23 protein-coding genes are annotated in these 22,260 nt (G+C 57.0%); 10 read left to right on the forward strand and 13 right to left on the reverse strand.

Annotated features, from left to right (window positions below):
- Positions 1–37 precede the first annotated feature (37 nt).
- Positions 38–895 carry an MIP/aquaporin family protein gene (locus JOE29_RS05405; RefSeq protein ID WP_024683992.1) on the reverse strand — a complete coding sequence of 286 codons (858 nt, stop codon included), beginning with the start codon at positions 893–895 and terminating at the stop codon, positions 38–40.
- 353 nt (positions 896–1,248) lie between these two features.
- Between JOE29_RS05405 and ybaK the strand changes: the two genes are divergently transcribed.
- Positions 1,249–1,719: a Cys-tRNA(Pro) deacylase gene (ybaK, locus tag JOE29_RS05410; RefSeq protein WP_004389877.1), complete on the forward strand. Its 471-nt coding sequence runs from the start codon at positions 1,249–1,251 to the stop codon at positions 1,717–1,719.
- An 8-nt stretch (positions 1,720–1,727) separates the two neighbouring features.
- Here ybaK and JOE29_RS05415 read toward each other — a convergent pair whose 3' ends face one another.
- The gene (locus tag JOE29_RS05415) at positions 1,728–2,801 is read right to left on the reverse strand and encodes an ABC transporter ATP-binding protein (RefSeq protein ID WP_210078949.1); all 1,074 of its coding nucleotides are present in this window, start codon (positions 2,799–2,801) and stop codon (positions 1,728–1,730) included.
- The gene (gene argF, locus JOE29_RS05420) at positions 2,798–3,718 is read right to left on the reverse strand and encodes an ornithine carbamoyltransferase (RefSeq protein ID WP_003428811.1); all 921 of its coding nucleotides are present in this window, start codon (positions 3,716–3,718) and stop codon (positions 2,798–2,800) included. Before argF ends, JOE29_RS05415 begins: the two co-directional genes overlap by 4 nt.
- Before the next feature lie 453 nt (positions 3,719–4,171).
- On the opposite strand from argF, the gene JOE29_RS05425 reads away from it, so the two are divergent.
- The 3 genes from JOE29_RS05425 to grxD all read left to right on the forward strand — a co-directional run bounded on the left by JOE29_RS05425 (position 4,172) and on the right by grxD (position 7,121).
- A complete protein-coding gene (locus tag JOE29_RS05425; RefSeq protein WP_003428809.1) occupies positions 4,172–4,465 on the forward strand; it encodes a hypothetical protein in 294 nt (97 codons plus the stop codon).
- 132 nt (positions 4,466–4,597) lie between these two features.
- On the forward strand, positions 4,598–6,706 hold the full coding sequence (locus tag JOE29_RS05430; RefSeq protein WP_210078951.1) for a molybdopterin oxidoreductase family protein: 2,109 nt from the start codon (positions 4,598–4,600) through the stop codon (positions 6,704–6,706).
- An 88-nt stretch (positions 6,707–6,794) separates the two neighbouring features.
- On the forward strand, positions 6,795–7,121 hold the full coding sequence (gene grxD / locus JOE29_RS05435) for a Grx4 family monothiol glutaredoxin (protein WP_002554852.1): 327 nt from the start codon (positions 6,795–6,797) through the stop codon (positions 7,119–7,121).
- Positions 7,122–7,247: 126 nt separating this feature from the next.
- Here the strand turns inward: grxD and bfr are convergent, their stop codons facing one another.
- The 4 genes from bfr to pyrC form a co-directional block, all read right to left on the reverse strand.
- Positions 7,248–7,718, reverse strand: coding sequence for a bacterioferritin (gene bfr / locus JOE29_RS05440; RefSeq protein ID WP_002554851.1), 471 nt, complete (start codon positions 7,716–7,718; stop codon positions 7,248–7,250).
- Positions 7,719–7,918: 200 nt separating this feature from the next.
- Positions 7,919–8,137, reverse strand: coding sequence for a bacterioferritin-associated ferredoxin (locus JOE29_RS05445; protein ID WP_003350768.1), 219 nt, complete (start codon positions 8,135–8,137; stop codon positions 7,919–7,921).
- Between the two features lie 209 nt (positions 8,138–8,346).
- The gene (rnt, locus tag JOE29_RS05450) at positions 8,347–9,024 is read right to left on the reverse strand and encodes a ribonuclease T (protein WP_044312068.1); all 678 of its coding nucleotides are present in this window, start codon (positions 9,022–9,024) and stop codon (positions 8,347–8,349) included.
- Positions 9,021–10,064: a dihydroorotase gene (gene pyrC / locus JOE29_RS05455; protein ID WP_003428805.1), complete on the reverse strand. Its 1,044-nt coding sequence runs from the start codon at positions 10,062–10,064 to the stop codon at positions 9,021–9,023. Before pyrC ends, rnt begins: the two co-directional genes overlap by 4 nt.
- A 149-nt stretch (positions 10,065–10,213) precedes the next feature.
- Between pyrC and JOE29_RS05460 the strand changes: the two genes are divergently transcribed.
- The gene (locus JOE29_RS05460; RefSeq protein ID WP_003412907.1) at positions 10,214–11,116 is read left to right on the forward strand and encodes an OmpA family protein; all 903 of its coding nucleotides are present in this window, start codon (positions 10,214–10,216) and stop codon (positions 11,114–11,116) included.
- Positions 11,117–11,236: 120 nt separating this feature from the next.
- Positions 11,237–12,454, forward strand: a complete 1,218-nt coding sequence (locus tag JOE29_RS05465; RefSeq protein ID WP_044312067.1) for an argininosuccinate synthase — start codon at positions 11,237–11,239, stop codon at positions 12,452–12,454.
- Positions 12,455–12,843: 389 nt separating this feature from the next.
- Here JOE29_RS05465 and JOE29_RS05470 read toward each other — a convergent pair whose 3' ends face one another.
- Positions 12,844–13,365, reverse strand: coding sequence for a hypothetical protein (locus JOE29_RS05470; protein ID WP_210078953.1), 522 nt, complete (start codon positions 13,363–13,365; stop codon positions 12,844–12,846).
- A 1,274-nt stretch (positions 13,366–14,639) separates the two neighbouring features.
- On the opposite strand from JOE29_RS05470, the gene JOE29_RS05475 reads away from it, so the two are divergent.
- A complete protein-coding gene (locus JOE29_RS05475; RefSeq protein ID WP_002554843.1) occupies positions 14,640–15,266 on the forward strand; it encodes a response regulator transcription factor in 627 nt (208 codons plus the stop codon).
- Positions 15,267–15,418: 152 nt separating this feature from the next.
- Here the strand turns inward: JOE29_RS05475 and JOE29_RS05480 are convergent, their stop codons facing one another.
- The 4 genes from JOE29_RS05480 to metG all read right to left on the reverse strand — a co-directional run bounded on the left by JOE29_RS05480 (position 15,419) and on the right by metG (position 19,395).
- Positions 15,419–15,601, reverse strand: a complete 183-nt coding sequence (locus tag JOE29_RS05480; RefSeq protein WP_003363588.1) for a hypothetical protein — start codon at positions 15,599–15,601, stop codon at positions 15,419–15,421.
- A gap of 106 nt (positions 15,602–15,707) precedes the next feature.
- Positions 15,708–16,346, reverse strand: coding sequence for an endonuclease III (gene nth / locus JOE29_RS05485; RefSeq protein WP_044312066.1), 639 nt, complete (start codon positions 16,344–16,346; stop codon positions 15,708–15,710).
- Entirely contained in the window at positions 16,343–17,218 is an 876-nt protein-coding gene (gene rsxB, locus JOE29_RS05490) for an electron transport complex subunit RsxB (protein ID WP_210078954.1), read from the reverse strand. Before rsxB ends, nth begins: the two co-directional genes overlap by 4 nt.
- Positions 17,219–17,346: 128 nt before the next feature.
- On the reverse strand, positions 17,347–19,395 hold the full coding sequence (gene metG, locus JOE29_RS05495) for a methionine--tRNA ligase (protein WP_198703587.1): 2,049 nt from the start codon (positions 19,393–19,395) through the stop codon (positions 17,347–17,349).
- Between the two features lie 185 nt (positions 19,396–19,580).
- Between metG and apbC the strand changes: the two genes are divergently transcribed.
- Positions 19,581–20,675: an iron-sulfur cluster carrier protein ApbC gene (gene apbC, locus JOE29_RS05500; RefSeq protein WP_003428798.1), complete on the forward strand. Its 1,095-nt coding sequence runs from the start codon at positions 19,581–19,583 to the stop codon at positions 20,673–20,675.
- Between the two features lie 148 nt (positions 20,676–20,823).
- Here the strand turns inward: apbC and JOE29_RS05505 are convergent, their stop codons facing one another.
- On the reverse strand, positions 20,824–21,033 hold the full coding sequence (locus JOE29_RS05505) for a cold-shock protein (RefSeq protein ID WP_002554837.1): 210 nt from the start codon (positions 21,031–21,033) through the stop codon (positions 20,824–20,826).
- Positions 21,034–21,352: 319 nt separating this feature from the next.
- Between JOE29_RS05505 and dcd the strand changes: the two genes are divergently transcribed.
- Together dcd and JOE29_RS05515 are read left to right on the forward strand one after the other, a co-directional pair.
- On the forward strand, positions 21,353–21,919 hold the full coding sequence (gene dcd, locus JOE29_RS05510; protein WP_002554836.1) for a dCTP deaminase: 567 nt from the start codon (positions 21,353–21,355) through the stop codon (positions 21,917–21,919).
- Positions 21,920–22,032: 113 nt separating this feature from the next.
- Positions 22,033–22,251 (forward strand): hypothetical protein, encoded by a 219-nt coding sequence (locus tag JOE29_RS05515; protein ID WP_003363577.1) that lies wholly within the window; start codon positions 22,033–22,035, stop codon positions 22,249–22,251.
- The last annotated feature ends 9 nt before the right edge of the window (positions 22,252–22,260 follow it).

Here is a 22,260-nt window from a genome sequence, read left to right on the forward strand (position 1 = left end):
TGGGATTCAGTTGTGTGAGATTCAAATTGAGTGACATTCAAGATGAAACCTGAACTTTGCCGCGAACCACAGGAGCCTCTTTTTCATGTTCAACAGGAGCGGCACTTGGCAGATGACGCGCGATCAGCGCGCGGTAGCCAGCAGCACCAAGGCAGGCACCCAGAATGGGCGCAAAAATCGGAACCAGGAAATAAGGAATGTCGCGACCGCCGGTGAAGGCCATTTCACCCCAGCCAGCGAAGAACGTCATCAGCTTCGGACCGAAGTCGCGCGCCGGGTTCATGGCGAAACCGGTCAGAGGCCCCATCGAACTACCGATCACGGCTACCAGCAGGCCGATCAGCAAGGGTGCCAGCGGGCCGCGCGGCAAACCATTGCTGTCATCGCCCAAGGCCATGATCACACCCATCAGAATGGTAGTGATGACCACTTCGACCAGAAAGGCCTGACCGACTGAAATGGCCGGGTTCGGGTACGTCGAGAACACCGATGCCAGTTCAAGACTCTGCTCGCTGCCGCGAATGATGTGGTGAGCATGTTCGAAGTCGAAAAAAAGGCTGATGTACAGCAGGTACACCAAACCCGCTCCGCAGAACGCGCCTGCGATTTGCGCGGAGATATAAAAGGGCAATTTACGTTTTTCAAAACCGGCGAACAGACTCAGCGCGATGCTGACGGCCGGGTTCAGATGGGCACCCGAAATGCCGGCGCTGAGGTAGATCCCCATGCTGACGGCAATGCCCCAGATGATGCTGATTTCCCAAAGGCCGAAAGTGGCGCCCGCGACCTTGAGCGCTGCAACGCATCCTGTGCCGAAAAAAATCATCAGGGCGGTGCCAAGAAATTCAGCCACACATTGCCCGGTGAGCGTCGGTTGTTTTAGTGCGATGGACATGGATACCTCATTTTTTGTTTTTGTCTCGGCACCCTGAGACAGGCGTGGGTGCTCGTTATTCGTGCGTCTCAGAAAAAACCCCATTTCTGATCGCCGTTGCGAGTTATACCGAAAAATCGCTTTCGATAATATTCGTAAACGAAAAAATATAGGCAAGAAACACCGCTGTCAAAGGTCGGAACCGAACGGTCAGTAAATCGCCAGCACCCTGCAAGGACCCCGCAAGACCGCTTTATACCGGGGAATTCAGGCTGTTGCCAAAAGGCCATCAGTGTCGCAGGTGGCGTGAATCAAGGCATGTTCACTTTACTTCGCTTAAAGTGACGGGCATTCGGAACCTTTTGGAGCGTTGCATGACACCCGCATTGGATTTGCTGAAAAAAAACCGCGCCGAACATCGCATTCACAGTTATGAACATGATCCGAAAGCGCCGTCATATGGGCTGGAGGCAGCGGAAAAGCTGGGTCTGGAGCCTGCACAGGTTTTCAAGACGCTGCTCGCCAGTACCGAAAAAGGCGAGTTACTGGTCGCCGTAGTGCCAGTCGTCGGAACACTTGATCTAAAGGCGCTGGCGCAGGCTGCCGGGGCAAAAAAAACCGAAATGGCCGACCCTGCGGCGGCGCAACGTTCGACCGGTTACCTGTTGGGGGGCATCAGTCCGCTGGGCCAGAAGAAGCGCCTGCGCACCTTTATCGACGAAACTGCGCAGCGCTTTGACAGCATTTACGTCAGTGCCGGGAGGAGGGGGCTTGAGGTCGAGCTTTCGCCAGCGGTGCTGGCTGAACATACCCAGGCCAGGTTTGCCCAGATCGGCAGGGAATGATTCGCGCCTCAGCTATTGAGCGTATGCACGGCCACGCTACCGGGCGCCGGGAACAGCACCAGATGCTCTGCTGCCACACGAATACCGACTTCCTCACCCTGGCCGTGGTCGGCATGGCTGGGGAAAATGGCTTCCAGTTGACTGCCGGTCGACAGTTGCAGGCGGTACAGCGTCGAGGCGCCCTGAAAGGTTCGGCCGATGACCCGTGCTTTCAGGTCGCTGTGCGGCGCGTAGACGATGTCGTCAGGGCGTAACAAGACATCCACGGCGGCGCCACTGACGCCCGGGTATGCCCGGTTGCCGCGCAATACGCCGAGTTCGGTATGCACCGATTGCGGGTCCATCATCTGCCCGCGAATGAAATAGCCTTGACCGATGAAGCTGGCAACGAATGGCGTGCGCGGCTCGTGATAGAGATTGTAAGGCGTGTCCCACTGTTCCAGGCGTCCCTCCTTGAATACGCCTACGTGATCGCTGACGGCAAAAGCCTCTTCCTGATCATGAGTCACCAGAATCGCGCTGGTGCCACGCGCCTTGAGAATATCGCGCACCTCATGGCTCAGGCGCCGACGCAGCTCGCCGTCCAGGTTGGAGAAGGGCTCGTCGAGCAGCAGCAGTTGCGGCTCGGGCGCCAGTGCTCTGGCCAGCGCCACTCGCTGTTGCTGCCCACCGGACAGCTCGTGAGGATAGCGCTTGCCCAGCGCGCCGAGGTTGACCAGTTCAAGCAGCTCGGCGATCACCTGATCCAGGCGCGGCTGGTTGCGAATGCCGAATGCGATGTTTTCGGCGACGCTTAAGTGCGGGAACAGCGCGTAATCCTGAAACACCATGCCGATGCGGCGTTTCTCCGGCGGCAGGGTCCAGCCCGGACGGGAGATCACTTCGCCCGCCAGGGTGATCTCGCCTGCATGGATCGGTTCGAAACCGGCAATGGCGCGCAGTGTGGTGGTTTTGCCGCAGCCCGACGAGCCCAGCAGGCAGCCGATATCACCCGCGTTGAGGTGCAGGTTCAAGTCCTGCACCACGCGTTGGTTCTGGTAGCCGCAAGCGAGGTTGCGCAGGTTCAGCAGCAACGGGTTCATGCGGGCTGGCAGGACGGCGCGACGAGAAACTCCAGCAGCGCTTTCTGCGCGTGCAAGCGATTTTCGGCCTGATCCCAGGCGACCGAACGTGCATCATCCAGCAGGTCGACACTGATTTCTTCGCCGCGATGAGCTGGCAGGCAGTGCATGAACAGCACGTCCTTGTCTGCCAGGTCGAGCAGGGCGCGCGTGACCTGAAACGGCGCGAACAATTTCTTGCGCCGAGCGGTTTCCTCTTCCTGACCCATGGAGGTCCACACGTCGGTGCTGACCAGATGGGCGCCCTCAACTGCGGCTTTCGGATCGCGGACCACGGTGACACGCTCGCCAGCCAATGCCAGGAACTCGGCGTTTGGCTCGTAGCCGGCAGGGCAGGCCACACGCAACTGGAAGTCGAATTGAATCGCCGCTTCTATATAGCTGTTGCACATGTTGTTGCCATCGCCTATCCAGGCAACGGTCTTGCCCTGGATCGAGCCGCGATGCTCCAGGAAAGTCTGCATGTCGGCGAGCAACTGGCACGGGTGCAGATCATCGGACAGACCGTTGATGACCGGCACGCGTGAATTGGCCGCGAATTCGGTCAGATTGCTGTGCGCATAAGTACGGATCATGACTGCATCCAGCATGCGCGACATCACTTTCGCGCTGTCGGCAATCGGCTCGCCGCGGCCCAACTGGGTGTCTCGATGCGACAAAAAGATGGCCTGGCCACCGAGCTGAATCATCCCTGCTTCAAAAGAAAGACGGGTACGTGTCGAGGATTTCTCGAAAATCATCCCCAATACCCGGTTCTTCAGCGGTTCAAAAAGTACACCGCGATTTCGCAGGTCTTTAAGCTCTACGCCACGACGGATCAAGCCCAAGAGTTCATCCGGGGTGTAATCCATCATCGAGAGAAAGTGCCTGGCGTTCATGATTAACTACCTTTTCTGCAACAGACCGCAGGTTATCAAAGCCGGTTTTTATCGATAAAACGGGCGAGACCTGCGGCGGAAGCCGCACGGGGCGACGAATAAGAAAGGCGCGATAGTATAAAAAAATGTCGCGTCTTACCAATAGCATGCGTTTTTCTGAAACATGGTTACTACTGGCGTCCCGTATAGAAGGGGCGCCGTTATTCTGTGTTGACGGGGCAAAAACTGGCTACGCTGTGAAGGTTGACAGCCATCTGCACGTTTTCCGAAGGCAGCATTTGTACACTGCCCAAATAGCGCTTGGCAATTAGTACCAATCCTGTAACAGTCCACGTTTGCGCGGCCGTCGCCTGATGGGATGCGCCTCACGGGCTTGAAACAGGGACCGTTTCTTTAATCTCGGGCGTGGGTTATAAATCGTTGCCGATACATTACTAATCAAGGGGTGGGGGAATGGACTCAAAAGAGCATCAATTAACGGAGTTGCTCGGGCTCACCGCCCGCACGCTTACCCATCTGACAGCCTCGATGACCTCGATGTCTTTCGAACTGCTGCGAAGCGAGGACGAAGTCACGCGTACCGCGGGGCGGCGCATGATTGATCGCATGGCCACCATCAGCTCAGGCCTCGACGAGCACTGGCGCTTGATCGGCGATCTGACCGGCGTCCACCTGGCGCAGGAACAGGTCGAAACCGTGGCTGAAATCCAGCAACAGCGCAAGGTCGTGACGCCTATCGGCGGTTGATTCGGCCAACTCATCCGCGCGCCTGATGCCCCTCGATTCACGGGCCGAACATCAGTGGCGCGGGGCATGGCAAGGCAGCATAGTGAGTGTTCGGCAATCAACCGGATTGCCATGACAAGATCTGAGGCTGTGATGACCCGGACTGAACACTACCGAGCCTGCCACCTGTGCGAGGCCATTTGCGGTCTTGTGATCGAGACCGTCGTGGAGGCGGATTCTGCGCCGCGTATTACCTCGATCAAGGGCGACCCGCTGGACACGTTCAGCCGCGGTCATATCTGCCCCAAGGCGGTTGCGCTGCAGGACATCCAGAACGACCCTGATCGCTTGCGACAGCCGATGCTGCGCAGCGGTGATCAATGGCAGCCGATTGCCTGGCAGCAGGCGTTCGATCTGGTGGCGGAGCGGCTTTACGCCATTCAGCAGCGCCATGGGCAAAACGCGGTGGCGGTCTATCAGGGCAACCCCAGCGTGCATAACTACGGGTTGATGACGCACAGCAATTACTTTCTCGGCCTGCTCAAGACCCGCAATCGTTTTTCGGCGACGTCGGTCGATCAGTTGCCGCATCACCTCACCAGTTTCCTGATGTATGGCCACGGCATGCTGTTGCCGATTCCGGATATTGATCACACCGACTTCATGCTGATTCTCGGCGGTAATCCGTTGGCCTCCAATGGCAGCATCATGACGGTACCGGATGTCGAAAAGCGTCTGAAAGCAATCCAGCAGCGCGGCGGCAAACTGGTGGTCATCGACCCGCGCCGCAGTGAGACGGCTGCCATCGCTGACCAGCATCTGTTCGTACGCCCGGGCGGTGATGCGGCGTTGCTGTTCGGGCTGCTCAATACGCTGTTCGAGGAGGGGCTGACCCGCGAGAGCCATTTGCCCGTCGACGGTCTGGAGCAGGTACGCCATGCCATTGCCGGCTTCACTGCAGAGGCCATGAGCCCGCGCTGCGGTATTGCTGCCGAGCAGATCCGGCAACTGGCGCGGGACTTCGCGGCCGCTGACAAGGCGGTGTGCTATGGGCGAATGGGCGTGTCGACTCAGACCTTCGGCACGCTGTGCCATTGGCTGGCACAACTGATCAATCTGGTGACTGGCAACCTGGACCGTGTAGGTGGCGCGCTGTGTACAGAGCCCGCCGTCGACCTCGTCAGCTCGACATCCGGCGGTCATTTCAATCTGTGGCAAAGCAGGGTGTCCGGCCTGCCGGAGTATGGCGGCGAGTTGCCGGTTTCGGCGCTCGCCGAGGAAATGCTTGTGGACGGGGAAGGGCAGGTTCGCGCGTTGGTGACCGTTGCCGGTAACCCGGTTCTGTCGACGCCGAACGGCCGTCAGCTGGAGCAGGCGCTCGAAGGGCTTGAGTTCATGCTCAGCATCGATCTTTACATCAACGAGACCACTCGCCACGCCGACTTGATCCTGCCGTCCACCTCGGCACTGGAAAATGATCACTACGACACCACCTTCAACACCCTGGCAGTGCGTAACGTTACGCGCTTCAATCGGGCCATTTTCGACAAGCCCGAAGGTGCGCTGCACGACTGGGAGATTTTCGTCGGGCTGGCCAGCGCCTTTGTCGCCAAGGCCGAGCGGGCGCTGAAACCCACGTTGCCGCCTGCGCAGATGATCGATCGCGGGCTGCGTGCAGGTCTCTATGGCGACGCATCACCCCATAAGCTGTCACTGGAGACACTGGACAGTCATCCGCACGGTCTTGATCTGGGGGCTTTGAAGGCTAATCTTGCACAGCGTCTGAAGACCGCCAATGGGCGCATTCAGGCCGCACCTGAGGTGATCATGGCTGACCTGGCGCGCTTTGCAGCCGAGCCTGCTCCCCAGGCCGGTGAGTTGCTGCTGATTGGCCGCAGGCATGTGCGCAGTAACAACTCATGGATGCACAACTACCATCGGCTGGTGAAGGGCAAACCCCGGCATCAACTGTTGATGCATCCTGACGATCTCGCGTGCCGTGGTCTGAGTGACGGCCAGCAGGTCCGGGTCAGCTCCCGGGTCGGGATGATCGAGGTTCAGGTGCTGGGCAGTCTGGACATGATGCCGGGGGTGGTCAGCCTGCCGCACGGTTGGGGGCATTCACGTGCAGGAGTAAAAATGGCGATCGCGCAGAGCCTGCCCGGCGTCAGTGCCAATGACCTGACCGACGAACGGCAACTCGACGCGCTGTCCGGCAACGCGGCGTTGAACGGCGTACCGGTGCAGGTCGTGGCGTGTTAAGCCTCAAGACAGAGCGTCATGCTCGGGATTTCGTTACAATGCGCCACCGTGCCGACAACTGAGTCGGATATTTCAGCCGAGGTGCTCCATGGATATCATCGAAACGATCAAAGAGCAGATTGCCAACAACACCATTCTGCTTTACATGAAAGGCGCTCCGAACGCTCCGCAATGCGGCTTTTCGGCCAAGGCTTCCCAGGCATTGATGGCGTGTGGCGAAAAGTTTGCCTACGTCGACATTCTGCAAAACCCTGAAATCCGCGCCAACCTGCCAAAGTACGCCAACTGGCCGACTTTCCCGCAACTGTGGGTTGCCGGTGAGCTGGTCGGTGGTAGCGACATCATCACCGAGATGATGGCTGACGGTTCGCTGCAGACGTTGGTCAAGGAAGCATCCGCCGCCAAGGCCGAGTAAAGCCTCGCGCAGAGCGTCGCACGATAGTCGCGATTATCGCCTCCTACGCTCCAGCAAGGTTTTACGCACAAGAAAAAGCCCGCTCTCGATTGAGGCGGGCTTTTTCATTGTGGCGCGATGGGGGAATCAGTCACCCATCTGCGACTGCAGGTAGTTCTCGATACCGACCTTGACGATCAGACCCAACTGAGTCTCCAGCCAGTCGATTTGCTCTTCCTTGGGCTCAAGGATGTCTTCCAGCAACTCACGGCTGCCGAAGTCACCGACTGTCTCAAAGTGAGCGATCGCGGCTTTCAGATCGGCCAGACCTTTTTGCTCGATCTTCAGGTCGCACTCCAGCATTTCCTTGGTGTGCTCACCGATGAGAATCTTGCCCAAGTCCTGCAGGTTGGGCAGCCCTTCCAGAAACAATGTGCGCTTGATCAGCTTGTCAGCGTACTTCATCGCATGGATGGACTCTTTATATTCGTGGCCACCCAGCTTTTTCAGACCCCAGTCTTCGTACATGCGCGCATGCAGGAAATACTGATTGATAGCGACCAGCTCGTTCCCGAGGATCTTGTTGAGATGCTGGATGACGGTAATGTCGCCTTTCATGTTCGAGGTCCTGCCGGTGGCTTGTGTATATAAGTGCCGAGTGTGAGCTGCGCTTAAACGCCTGTCAAACCTAAGTTGTTGAATAATAAGTGAAATTAAATAGGAATAAGAATGTTTGAGTTCCGCATCTTGACGCTAAGCGCTTGAATTACAGGCATAAAAAAACCGGACGTGGTGTCCGGTTCTTTAAAAGAGGGGGTTCAGGCAGCTGAAAATTTTGCCGGATAGGCCAGCAATGCATGGCTGGTTTGCAGCTCGGTCAGCGTATCACGCACCACTTCCTTTGCCAGGCAGGCGCATTTCCCACATTTACTCGCAACGCCGAGTGTTTCACGGACTTCACGATAACTGCAGCAGCCTTCCAGAATTGCATCCCGGATTTGACCGTCGGTGACACCTTGGCAGAGGCAAACATACATAAGCTATGGACCGTCGCTGGTTTATTGCTTGGTGCCGAGGAGCTTAATGTTAATGAGAATGCTTGTCAAAACTGTTTTGGGTTGTATTCAGATCGAGCGATGAGCGGTTGCTTTCGCAGGAAACGCTTCTTGGGTATGCCCTCTGAATCGTCCCGCTGCAGGCATGAAAAAACCGGCACAAGGCCGGTCCATTCACAGACGTAACGTCCTCAGTCGTCGAAATCTTCCCAACCGCCCATTTCTTTCCAGCGATTGACGATGCCGCAGAACAGCTCTGCCGTCTTCTCGGTGTCGTAACGGGCCGAGTGTGCCTCGCGCCCGTCGAAGTCGATGCCGGCAGCCTGACAGGCCTTTGCCAGCACCGTCTGACCATAAGCCAGGCCGGCGAGGGTGGCGGTGTCGAAGCTGGAGAACGGGTGAAACGGGTTGCGCTTCATGTCCATCCGCGCGACGGCGGCATTGACGAAGCCGAGGTCGAAGCTGGCGTTGTGCCCGACCAGCACCGCGCGTTTGCAGCCATTGGCCTTGAGGGCCTTGCGCACGCCGCGAAAGATGTCGTTCATCGCGGTTTCTTCGCTAACTGCCATGCGCAGCGGGTGATCGAGCTTGATGCCGGTGAACTCCAGCGCCGCCGCTTCGATGTTGGCACCTTCGAACGGTTCTACGCGGAAGAAATAGGTGTGTTCCGGGAACACGAAGCCTCTTTCATCCATGCCGATAGTCACCGCAGCGATTTCCAGCAAGGCATCGGTGGCTGAATTAAATCCGCCGGTTTCTACGTCGACGACCACTGGCAGGTAGCCGCGAAAGCGCGCCGCCATCGGGTGACGGGAACCGCCGCCACCGCCGTGGCCTTCGTGTTCGTCGTCAAAATTATCTTCACTCACGCGTGTTCCTCCAGACGCCAGCGCAGTGTTTCACCAGCGCGCAGCGGGATAACAGTCAACTCGCCGAACGGCAGGCTGGCAGGGGCGGTCCACTCGTCACGCACCAGCGTGATGGTGTCCTGATTGGCGGGCAAGCCGTAGAACGCCGGACCGTGAAGGCTGGCGAAGCCTTCCAGCTTGTCCAGAGCGTTACGCTGCTCGAAAGCTTCTGCATACAGTTCGATGGCTGCGTAGGCGGTGTAGCACCCGGCGCAACCGCACGCGTTTTCCTTGGCATGCTGGGCATGCGGCGCAGAGTCGGTGCCCAGGAAGAACTTGCCGCTGCCGCTGGTGGCCGCGTCGAGCAGGGCCGTCTGATGCGTATTGCGCTTGAGGATCGGCAGGCAATAGAAGTGCGGACGAATCCCGCCGACCAGCATGTGATTACGGTTGTAGAGCAGGTGATGCGCGGTGATGGTCGCCGCGACATTGGCTGAAGCTTCATTGACGAACTGCACCGCTTCACCGGTGGTGATGTGTTCGAACACCACTTTCAGGGTCGGGAAGCGCTCGACTACACGACGCAGGTGCTCATCGATGAAGACCTTCTCGCGATCGAATACGTCGATTTCGCCACGTGTCACTTCCCCGTGCACCAGCAGCAGCATGCCGACTTCGGCCATGGCTTCGAGGGCAGGGAAGATCTTGTCGATGCTGGTGACACCGGAATCGGAGTTGGTGGTCGCGCCGGCCGGATACAGCTTGGCCGCGTACACGAAGCCACTGGCCTTGGCGGTGCGGATGTCGTCGGGCGTGGTCTGGTCGGTGAGGTACAGCACCATCAACGGCTCGAAGCGGCTGCTGGCCGGGCGTGCAGCCAGAATGCGCTGGCGATAGGCATCGGCTTGCTGCGCGTTGCGTACCGGAGGCACGAGGTTGGGCATGATGATTGCGCGGCCAAAAGTTCGCGCTACGTCAGCAACGGTATGAGGCAAGACAGCTCCGTCACGGAGGTGAATATGCCAGTCGTCGGGACGCAGGAGGGTCAGGCGGTCAGACATTGGGGATTCCAGGCGGGTCAAACTCGCTGGGAATGCTACCGGAAAAGACTCTCTCAGGCATCCGCTATCAAGTTTTGCATGAAGTTACCGATAGCTCCCTTGTCAGTCGGTAATTTTCTGTTTCGCGTTCATTTCCAGTGGAGCCTCCCGTGCGCCAGCGATATTTAGCCCTGCTCAGCATGTTTGCCAGCCTCCCGGCGATGGCTATCAGTTTCCAGACGCGTCTGGAGAGCATTGAGTGGAAGGTCGAAGGCGATCAGTTCGAGTGCCGCCTGACTCAGCCGATCACCGACTTCGGTGCCGGTGAGTTCGTGCGCCGCGCGGGCGAGCAGGCGACGTTTCGCCTAAAGGCTTCATACAACATGCTCGGTAATGGCTCTGCGACGCTGCTGGCCGCTGCGGCGCCCTGGCAGCCGGGACGTGGCGATATCAACCTGGGATCGGTGCGCGTCAGCAATGGCGATATTCCCTTCAATACCTCTCAGGCTCAGGCCGGACGTCTGATCAGTGGTCTGATGGACGGGCGCAGTCCGCTCATTCGCCACTACACCCGCGACGGCGGCCAGATGGAAGTGCGTCTGCTGCCGGTCAAGTTCAGCAAGGCATTCAGCGATTACCAGGCATGCACTGCCAAGCTGCTGCCGATGAACTTCGATCAGATCAAACAGGCTGAAGTGGGTTTCCCTGGCGGCGGTATCGAGCTGGATGCGCGTGCCAAGGCGCGTCTGGACAATATGGTCGCCTATTTGAAGGCCGACCCGACCGTGAACCGTATCGAGCTGGACGGTCATTCGGATAACAGCGGCAATCGCCTGACCAACCGTGACCTGTCCCGCCGTCGCGCGCTGGCGGTCATGGATTATTTCAAGGCTCAAGGCATACCCGAGCAGCAAATCACCCTGCGCTTTCATGGCGAGCGCTACCCGCTGGCGCCCAACACCAATGAAGCCAACCGTGCGCGCAACCGTCGTGTGAACGTGCACCTTGAGCGTGTTGCGCCCGATGAGCGCCCGGTGCCGGTTGCGTCTGCCAGCGCAGCGCACACTTCTTAAAGCCTGTAAAAAACATCTGTCAGACGTCGCCTTGTCGTCACAAGCTGTCGCGCCCCTGTAAATTTGCCGGTTTGAACGGTAGAATCAGCGGTTTTCCGTACAACCCGGTGGAGTGATGGCATGGCGGACGTAAACAAGGTAGTTCTCGCGTATTCCGGTGGTCTGGATACTTCGGTAATCCTCAAGTGGCTGCAAGATACGTACAACTGCGAAGTGGTGACCTTTACCGCTGACCTGGGTCAGGGTGAAGAAGTCGAGCCGGCACGCGCCAAGGCGCAGGCCATGGGCGTGAAAGAAATCTACATCGATGACCTGCGCGAAGAGTTCGTGCGCGATTTCGTCTTCCCGATGTTCCGTGCCAACACCGTCTATGAAGGCGAGTACCTGCTGGGTACCTCCATCGCCCGTCCGTTGATCGCCAAGCGTCTGATCGAGATCGCCAACGAAACCGGCGCTGACGCCATTTCCCACGGTGCAACCGGCAAAGGTAACGACCAGGTACGTTTCGAGCTGGGTGCCTATGCGCTCAAGCCAGGCGTCAAGGTCATCGCTCCGTGGCGCGAATGGGATCTGCTGTCGCGCGAGAAGCTGATGGACTACGCCGAAAAGCACAACATTCCCATCGAGCGTCACGGCAAGAAGAAATCTCCGTACTCCATGGACGCCAACCTGCTGCACATCTCTTATGAAGGCGGCGTGCTGGAAGACACCTGGACCGAGCACGAAGAAGACATGTGGCGCTGGACCAAGTCCCCCGAGGACGCGCCAAACGTTGCGACCTACCTTGAGCTTACCTATCGCAATGGCGATATCATTGCGCTGGACGGCGTCGAAATGACTCCGGCCACTGTGCTCGCGACCCTCAACCGCATCGGTGGCGAAAACGGTATCGGCCGTCTGGATATCGTTGAAAACCGTTATGTGGGCATGAAGTCCCGTGGCTGCTACGAGACGCCGGGTGGCACCATCATGCTGCGTGCTCACCGCGCCATCGAATCGATCACTCTGGACCGCGAAGTCGCCCACCTCAAGGACGAACTCATGGCCAAATATGCCAGCCTGATTTACACAGGTTACTGGTGGAGCCCGGAGCGTCTGATGCTGCAACAGATGATCGACGCGTCCCAGGCTCACGTGAATGGCGTTGTGCGTCTGAAGTTGTACAAGGGCAATGTGATCGTCACCGGCCGCAAGTCGGATGATTCGCTGTTCGACGCCAACATTGCGACGTTCGAAGATGACGCAGGTGCCTACGATCAGGCCGATGCAGCGGGCTTCATCAAGCTCAACGCATTGCGCATGCGGATTGCAGCCAACAAGGGCCGCAAGCTGTTCTGATACAGCAAGTTGTTAGACAAGTGCAGCCCGTTCAGGGCTGCACTTCAAATACTATCGACAGGGTCATTCTTTCCAGGCGTCATGTAAAAAGACGTCGAGGCAGTGAAGTCATCGTGGTTGATAGGCAGGGTATATGTGCTATGCAAGGTAGCCGTACACCTGGAGAGCAATGCCTGTTTTACCATGCATTTCAGCGTGCAGCCTTCGCCAGAAGCATCAAGTATTTAGTCTTTGAAAATCTTCTTACAGTGATCACTGGTAAAGTGCGTATTTGTTTTGGTGTTTTCCTACAGTAGCTGTAGAAGTTCAGGGCAGGGAATAACAGCGTTTTCCATCGGCCAGCTGAAACGTATCGCACGCTGTTTGTTTTTTTGCGTAATTATTCAGGGTCAGTCGCTCTCCTGTCGTGACCGGAATTCAAACCGGTATGCCTTGCCGATGCTGAGTACCTGGCGAAGGCTAAGATCGAGTATCCGGGCAATCTCGGACGCGGTATAGCCCAATGCCGAGTAGTGCATGGCGTGACCTGCAACGACGTCATCGATGTCCGTAACGTCATCAAGGGCCTCGCTGCGTGGGACAATCAAGGGCTGGCTGAGGTTGATGGTCACGCCATGTTCTGTGGCCAGTCGGCGAACATCCCTTTTATTCATCCGCAATGAATACTGTAGCGCGGTAAAACCGGCCCCCTTGCCCGCCAGATACCTCAGTTGCTGCACTTTACCAGCGACTTCAAGCCTCTGTTCTGCCGCACGTTTTGTACGCGGTGATGACGGGGCGGCTAATTCAGCGGTCTCTCCTTCTGGAATGACTGCAATAACACCACCACGGGCAATAAAGGCTTCCACTGCGGTAGTGAGATCAGACGCGGTGGGCATTGATGACCGCGTACGAGCGTATTTAGTGTTCATGGTACATCCCTTTTGAACATGGTTATACACAGGGCCTACTCGAAAGAGTTGCCAGGAGCCCTGAGCGTTTCCAGAGAGCAGCGATGCCGGATCGGCTAGATACCCAGTGCGCTATTTCATCCGGCCGCGCACTATATGAAGCCTGCTTGAACGCACCGTTGAGGGAGTGCGCAAGTGCAGTACGCAGCAGCAGGAAGTCATATAGCTGCGCGTATTCAAAGGCAGTAATTAATAAAAGTTGCTGTTAAAAAAGTAACGACTGGTAATAAATTTTGCAAGAGGAAAATGGTGGGGTGCATGAATTGATTGAGTGAATTTTATAATGTCTTACGAGTTGTAAAGTTGCGTCTGCTAATCGTGTAGTCCATTTCCTATTCGAAAGAACGTGTCTGGCTTTGAAATAAAAAATGGTATTTGCTACTTGTCGAAAGAGCTAATTATGGTCTTGAATGATGTAGGGTTATGCTATGGTGTATGTAAGATTTTGCGACACTGAAAGGATGGGCCTTGTTAGATATAGCCATGTCAATGATAGGTTTGTAGAGGTGTGGCACTTTGAGGTTGTGTGTTTGTTTGTAGGATTTTTCTTGCCATTCTGTGAGGGTTTTCCTTAAATAAATATTTGTACGAAATTCTGTAAATAATGTGTAATTTTTAAACCTTGTTTACGTATGTAGCGTGTGGGATGTATCCAGCGGTCTTTGGACCTGTGTGTACAGGGCAGGGCATCCGCATGCAGAGACTTTCAGTCGCCCTGCTAGAGGGGCGTTATGTGCAGGTGTCGCTTTCCGGGCGGCAGACTGATAGCCATGGGCTGTGACAGCAGTCGGGCGCTACCGGGGGCGGGGATCGACCTGTTTTTTAAATGACTCAGCTAAAGGGAATTGGTTTAAGTAGCTGGCGATAAGCCATGTATCGAGTCGGTTCGTGACACTGATGCAGGAATGCTTTGGCAATACAGTTAACAGGTGCAACAGGGTCACATTTTTGAATGTAAGCGTTCGGCGGCCGCCTGTTGTACGCATTTATCTACTGATGCTGCGATGCTTGTGCTGCGGCGATCAGCAACAATATTCACCAGGTTCCGAAAAGGAAGGCTCTGTGAGAATTAATAAAAAATGTACGTTCCTGCCAAGTATTGTAGGAAGTTTCTGCTGTAATTGTAGGAATGGTCTTTGGCTGTCAGTCCACAAGGGTGAGCGCCATGCAAAGCAGTAAACGACTAAGTTATTGTGCTGGCTCTGAAAATTCGAATAGCGAAAAATGGACTGCCCATGAATAAAGTGCTGATCGTGGATGATCATCCCGTCATTCGCCTTGCTGTACGCATGCTGATGGAGCGTCATGGCTATGAGGTCATCGCGGAGACTGACAACGGTGTGGATGCGCTGCAACTGGCGCGTGAGCACCTCCCGGATATCGTCATTCTTGATATCGGTATCCCCAAGCTCGACGGGCTGGAGGTAATCGCCCGTCTGTCAGCCATGACGTTGCCATTCAAGGTTCTGATCCTCACCTCTCAGGCGCCGGGCCACTTCTCCATGCGCTGCATGCAGGCCGGGGCCGCCGGCTATGTCTGCAAGCAGCAGGATCTGACCGAGCTTCTAAGTGCCATCAAGGCGGTACTGTCAGGGTACAGCTACTTTCCCAACCAGGCGTTGCACACTGTTCGCTCCAGTATGGGCAACGCGAGTGAGTCGGACATGGTTGACCGACTTTCCGGCAGGGAGATGATGGTTTTGCAGCAGTTGGCCCGAGGCAAGACCAACAAGGAAATTGCAGACGGCATGTTTTTGAGCAACAAGACCGTCAGCACCTATAAAACGCGTTTGTTGCTCAAGCTCAACGCACATTCTCTGGTCGATCTGATCGAGCTCGCGCAGCGTAACGGGCTGGTGTGAATAAGGCACTGTTTAAAAGGGGGCGTGGCTGATACCCGGTCGTGCAGGTCGGCTATCGAACATTCATTTTCCGTATTGATCACGTATTGAAGCCTCTTCTGGAGAGGCTTCAAATGCCCTGATCGAGCAAGTCAGTGCGATTTCAGGGCTGTCTAGAAATCGAAGTCGTAATCAGCCAACTGCTTCTGCAAACGCCGCTCTTCAAGCAGGTTGTCGATGGTGCGTCGCTTGCTCAGGTTGGTCTTCGCCGGCTCGACAGTCACTGGTTCTGTGTCGTCCGTGTCGACGGAGACGAGGTCGTCGTCTACGTCCAGTTGTTCGTTGTCAGTGCTCATGAAGTCGACTCCAGGGCTTGTGCTCTCTGGCGCTTCTTATATCGACAATCCAAAGGTGGGTAAAAAAGATTTTTTCAATCGGCAAGGCAGCAATGATCTGTATGGCTCAATCGTCGGATGTTTTTGCCTTGTAATCGCACAGATCCTCTATACGGCAACTGCCGCACCGCGGTTTACGGGCCTGGCAAACGTAGCGCCCGTGCAGAATCAGCCAGTGATGAGCGTCGAGCAGGTAGTTTTTCGGCACAAATTTCATCAGTTGCCTTTCCACCTCCACTACATTTTTGCCTGGCGCGATGCCTGTGCGGTTGCTGACGCGGAAGATATGCGTGTCTACCGCCATCGCGATCTGGCGGAAAGCGGTGTTGAGCACCACGTTAGCGGTTTTGCGCCCGACGCCCGGCAGCGCCTCGAGTGCTTCCCGGGTTTGCGGTACTTCACCGTTGTGCAGCTCCATCAGCAGGCGGCAGGTTTCAATCACGTTTTTGGCTTTGCTGTTGTAGAGGCCGATTGTCTTGATGTACTCGGAAAGCCCCTCTACACCCAGTTCGTAGATGGCCTGCGGTGTATTGGCTACCGGGTAAAGCCTGGCAGTCGCCTTGTTGACGCTTACGTCGGTGGCCTGGGCGGAAAGGATGACGGCTATCAGCAGTTCAAAAGGCGTGGTGTAGGCCAATTCGGTTTTTGGGTCCGGATTGTCCTCATGCAGCCTGCGAAAGATTTCCTGGCGTTTTGCGGCATTCATGGGCGGAGCTTTTCCTCGGAATTAGCCTGTGCGGGTTGTGGCAGAAGTGCTGCAAGTGTCTGCTCGGCAGCTTCGTATTCGCGCTGCAATTCCACAAGCCTGGCGGCCTGCTCCGCAATGGGGGGGTGACCAAACGCCTTGAGCGACTTGTTGAGTTGCGCGCGGCTCATGGCCAGCGCAATTCGGGCTTTTTTCAAGGCCTCATCCGGTCCGGCAGGCTTGTCGTCCCGGGCGAGTGCCACGGCGGATCGAGGCAACACGTCCCGAGCGGATTCAACGCGCTGCGACCGCGCAAGGCGCTCTGCCAGCCGCTTTTGCTGCTCCCGGTGCAGGCGTGCATTTCGTGCCTCGAAACGCATTCGAGCATGACTACGCTTGCGCTGCCGCGCCTCCTGCAGCTCGGGTGTAGGGGCCAGACCGCCGACGATGGGCGTGACCGTTGCCAGTGGCAGCGGATGCATTTCAATACAATCCACCGGGCACGGCGCAACGCACAGATCACAGCCTGTGCATTCATCGATGATCACGGTGTGCATCAGCTTGGATGCGCCGAGAATGGCATCCACGGGGCAGGCCTGAATACATTTGGTACACCCGATGCACTCTGCTTCGCGAATGAAGGCAACCTGTGCAGGTGCAGTGCCGCGTTGCATATCCAGTGTCAGGGCCGGAACAGACAGCAGTTCGGCCAGCTGGACTATCGTTTCTTCGCCGCCCGGGGGGCACTTGTTGATGGCTTCGCCGCCAGCGATGCCTTCGGCGTAGGGCTTGCAGCCGGGATGGCCGCACTTGCCGCACTGAGTCTGCGGCAGAAGGGCGTCGATACTGCGGATGAGGTCCACGTCGGGAAGCAGGCGAGTCAATTCAGTCATGGTCTTGCCAGGTGACCAACAGGTGTTCTGTCTATCCGGAGAGCAGCATTATCGGACAGATCAGGGAGCTTGCGAATGCGTAAAGGCCCGGTATCTGCCTGATGGCAGGATACCGGGCCTTGCTTTTTTTACTTGATGCGCTGGCCTGGCTTGGCACCGCTGTCGGGGCTGAGCAGATAGATCTCCTCACCGCCGGGGCCTGCTGCCATCACCATGCCCTGCGAAATGCCGAAACGCATTTTTCGCGGCTTGAGGTTGGCGATCATCATGGTCAGACGGCCTTCGAGTTCGGACGGGTTCGGGTATGCGCTCTTGATGCCGGAAAAGACATTGCGCTGCTCGTCGCCGATGTCCAGAGTCAGGCGCAGCAGCTTGTCGGCACCCTCCACGTGTTCGGCCTTGAGAATCAGCGCGACGCGCAGGTCGATGGCGGCAAAGGCGTCAAAGTCGATTTCCGCCGACAGCGGGTCTTTGGCGAGTTCGCCATTACCGGCAGGCGCGGTGTCCGCCGACGAGTCGGTAGCGGTCAGGTCTTCCTTGGAGGCAGTGGCCATGGCCTCGACCTTGACCGGGTCGATACGGGTCATCAGCGCCGAGAAAGGGTTGAGCTGATGATTGGTCAGCAAGATCTTGTGGTCTTCCCAGGTCAGTGGTTCGACGTTGAGGAATTTTTCTGCATCGGCGGCCAGATTGGGCAGGACCGGCTTGAGGAAAATCACCAGTTGGCGGAACAGGTTGATGCCCAGCGCACAGACGGCCTGGACTTCATCCTGCCTGCCTTCCTGTTTGGCCAGCGCCCATGGCGCTTTTTCCGCGATGTAGGCATTGGCGCGGTCCGCCAGGGCCATGGTCTCGCGCATGGCGCGGGCGAAGTCGCGGGCTTCGTAGGCATCGGCAATGCTGGGTGCAGCCGCCAGAAACGCGTCGGTCAGCTCGGGCGCGGCATTGGCTTCGACCATCACACCGGCGTTGCCCTTGTGAATGAACCCGGCGCAACGGCTGGCAATGTTGACAACCTTGCCGATCAGGTCGGAGTTGACCTTTTGCACGAAGTCTTCGAGGTTCAGATCGAGGTCGTCGACGCCACGGCCCAGCTTGGATGCGTAGTAATAGCGCAGGTACTCGGGCGGCAGGTGGTCGAGGTAGGTGCGCGCCTTGATAAAGGTGCCACGCGATTTCGACATTTTCTGGCCATTGACGGTCAGGTAGCCGTGGACGTTGATGCCGGTCGGCGTGCGCAAGTCAGCGCCTTCCAGCATGGCAGGCCAGAACAGCGCGTGGAAGTTGACGATGTCCTTGCCGATGAAGTGATAGAGCTCGGTGGTCGCGCCCTTTCCCCAGTACGCATCGAAGTCCAGGTCTGGACGACGCGCACACAGGTTCTTGAAGCTGGCCATGTAGCCGATCGGCGCATCAAGCCACACGTAGAAGTATTTGCCTGGCTCGTCGGGAATTTCAAAGCCGAAATAGGGCGCATCGCGGGAGATGTCCCACTGCTGCAGGCCACTGTCCAGCCATTCGGCGATCTTGTTGGCAACGGCGTCCTGCAGGGTGCCGCTGCGCGTCCAGCTCTTGAGCATGGCGTCGAATGCGGGAAGGTCGAAGAAGAAGTGCTTCGAGTCCTTGAGCACCGGCGTGGCACCGGAAATCGCCGACTTGGGGTCTTTCAGATCCGTCGGGGCATAGGTGGCACCGCACTTTTCACAGTTGTCGCCGTACTGATCCTCGGCCGCGCATTTCGGGCAGGTGCCCTTGATGAAGCGGTCGGCCAGGAACATTTTCTTTTCCGGGTCGAAGTACTGGGTAACCGAGCGCGTCGCGATATGACCCGCATCGCGCAGACGCTTGTAGATCATGCTCGACAGTTCGCGGTTCTCGTCAGAGTGCGTCGAGTGGAAATTATCGAAGTCCACCAGGAAGTCGGCAAAGTCGGCGCTGTGTTCGGCCTTGACGTTGGCGATCAGTTGCTCTGGCGTAATGCCTTCCTTTTCGGCGCGCAGCATGATTGCCGAGCCATGGGCGTCGTCCGCGCAGACATAGATGCATTGATTGCCGCGGTGCTTCTGAAAACGCACCCACATGTCGGTCTGGATGTACTCAAGCATGTGGCCAAGGTGAATGGAACCATTGGCATAGGGCAGGGCGCTGGTAACGAGAATCTTGCGTGGCTCGGACATGGGGCTCGGCTACTTGAAGTGAAACGGAGACCGGCCACTATAAAGGTCTGAACGATTTTTTTCACCCGTGCGGTTGTGGGAATGCTCCTGAATGGTTGGGCGCGGTTTAGTGAAATCATGTGGGCTGCTGGCAGAACAGGTACGATAGTCGGCTGTTCCAGTCAGTCTTTTTACGGAGTAAGCCCATGAGCGCAGTCAATCGCGCAGCGGTGGAGACGATTCTTCGCCAGTACACCGACCCCTATCTGAATCAGGATCCGGTCACTGCCGGTTGCGTCCGGTCCATCGATATTCAGGGGGCACAGGTCAGCGTGCAACTCGAATTGGGCTATGCCGCCGACCTGTTCAAGAACGGCTGGGCGCACGTGCTGAAAACCGCCATCGAGAATCTGGACGGCGTCAGTTCGGCCACCGTTGCCATCAGCAGCGTGATCAGCGCGCACAAGGCCCAGAGCCAGATTCCGGGGCTTGCCAATGTGAAAAACATTGTCGCCGTCGCGTCCGGCAAGGGCGGTGTCGGCAAGTCCACGACCGCCGCCAACCTGGCCTTGGCACTGTCTCGCGAGGGCGCTCGCGTCGGTATTCTCGATGCCGATATCTATGGGCCGAGCCAAGGGGTGATGTTCGGTATTCCCGAAGGCACGCGGCCGAAAATCAAGGACCAGAAGTGGTTCGTGCCGGTCGAGGCGCATGGTATCGAGGTGATGTCGATGGCCTTTCTGACCGACGACAACACGCCGATGGTCTGGCGCGGACCGATGGTATCGGGGGCTTTGCTGCAATTGGTCACGCAGACTGCCTGGAATGACCTGGACTATCTGGTCATCGACATGCCGCCCGGCACCGGTGATATCCAGTTGACGCTCGCGCAGAAAGTCCCCGTGGCGGGGGCCGTGATTGTAACCACACCACAGGATCTGGCTTTGCTGGATGCGAAAAAGGGTGTCGAGATGTTCCGCAAGGTCAACATTCCGGTACTGGGCGTGGTGGAAAACATGGCGGTGCACATCTGCTCCAACTGCGGCCATGCCGAGCATCTGTTCGGTGAAGGTGGCGGCGCGAAGCTGGCGACGCAGTATGATGTCGAGCTGCTGGCGTCACTGCCGCTGTCGATGCTGATTCGCGAGCAGGCAGATGGCGGCAAGCCTACGGCGATTGCCGAGCCGGAGAGTCAGATTGCGATGGTGTATCAGGAGCTGGCACGTCACGTCGGTGCGCGGATCGTGTTGCAGGAAGCTGCAAGTCCAGCCATGCCGACGATTTCGGTAAGCGACGACTGATTGGATGGTGATGATCGGGCGGGGGAGGTGCTGTGCTTCTCTCGTTCTGGTCAGGCGTGCAGCGGGTGTTCAGCCAGCGAGAGGTCAAAAGGCGGGCAATAAAAAACCCCGCTTTTGAGGGCGGGGTTTTTAAGCGAATCAGTACAAGTTAGATAACTTGAACTTCTTCAGCTTGCATGCCTTTCTGACCGCGGGTAGCGATGAAAGAAACCTGTTGGCCTTCTTTCAGGCTTTTGAAGCCGTCGGATTGGATAGCTTTGAAGTGCACGAACAGGTCGTCACCGGATTGTGGAGTGATGAAGCCGAAGCCTTTTTCATCGTTGAACCACTTAACGGTACCAGTTTGGCGATTGGACATAGTATATCTCCTTGGACAAAGTTAACTGCGGCGTAGGAAGAGCCCTGGCCGAGACTGAGTGCAAAGAGCTGGAAAATTCATGGAGATGGTTGGATCGAAATTCAACATCGTGTAGAGATTCTCAGTGACACAAGCAACACAGTGACGCCACCTTAACCCTTTTTTCCGAACGTGCCAATGGTCTGTTGATGATTATTTCCATTCGCAGCGAAACAGCCCGGCCGGTCACGCGAACTCGCGATCTGTTGCCTTTGAACCCTCGGCCTCAGCCCGGTAAGATGCCGGATATCTTTTTCACCTCGCTATTCAGGACACCGCCATGAGCATCAAATCGGACAAGTGGATTCGCCGCATGGCGCAGGAACACGGGATGATCGAGCCCTTCGTTGAGCGCCAGGTACGTGGCGAAGGCGCTGATCGGGTGATCTCTTTCGGGGTGTCCAGTTATGGCTACGACGTGCGTTGCGCCGACGAATTCAAGGTCTTCACCAACATCAATTCGGCCACAGTCGATCCGAAAAACTTCGATGAAAAAAGCTTCGTCGATATCAAGAGCGACGTGTGCATCATCCCGCCCAACTCGTTTGCACTGGCGCGCACCGTCGAATATTTCCGCATTCCGCGTAACGTTCTGACCATCTGCCTGGGCAAGAGCACCTACGCGCGCTGCGGCATCATCGTCAATGTCACGCCGCTCGAGCCTGAGTGGGAAGGCCATGTAACGCTGGAGTTTTCCAACACCACCACACTGCCGGCCAAGATCTACGCCAACGAAGGCGTGGCGCAGATGCTGTTCCTTGAGTCCGATGAGGAGTGTGAAGTGTCCTATAAGGATCGGGGTGGCAAGTACCAGGGGCAGCGTGGCGTCACCCTGCCGCGTACCTGATTTGCGCTCCAGCTGACTAGTGGAATTGAATTAATACTCTATTACGCACTCTATCTGTTCACATGCTTTCGCATAATTCATTACGTGCGAAAGCCTTTGATCTGGAGTGCCCTATGAAGACTACTTTCAAAATCTCTGAACAGGTTCAATCTCCGCTTAACGAGATCGGGCTGCTCGCCTGGTCATTGATGGCTCATTCCGATCTCAGCCCGGAGCTGAACATGGTCGGTGGCGGGATCCCGGGTGATCCAGGCCCCGATACTCCGTTTCAGCCAACCGAGCCAGGCGGGCCTACTGTTCCTGACGAGCCGCCACCTGCACCTGTGGCCTGATTATCAGAA

It is taken from the genome of Pseudomonas sp. PvP009, assembly GCF_017832995.1.
GTDB classification, from domain to species: domain Bacteria; phylum Pseudomonadota; class Gammaproteobacteria; order Pseudomonadales; family Pseudomonadaceae; genus Aquipseudomonas; species Aquipseudomonas syringae.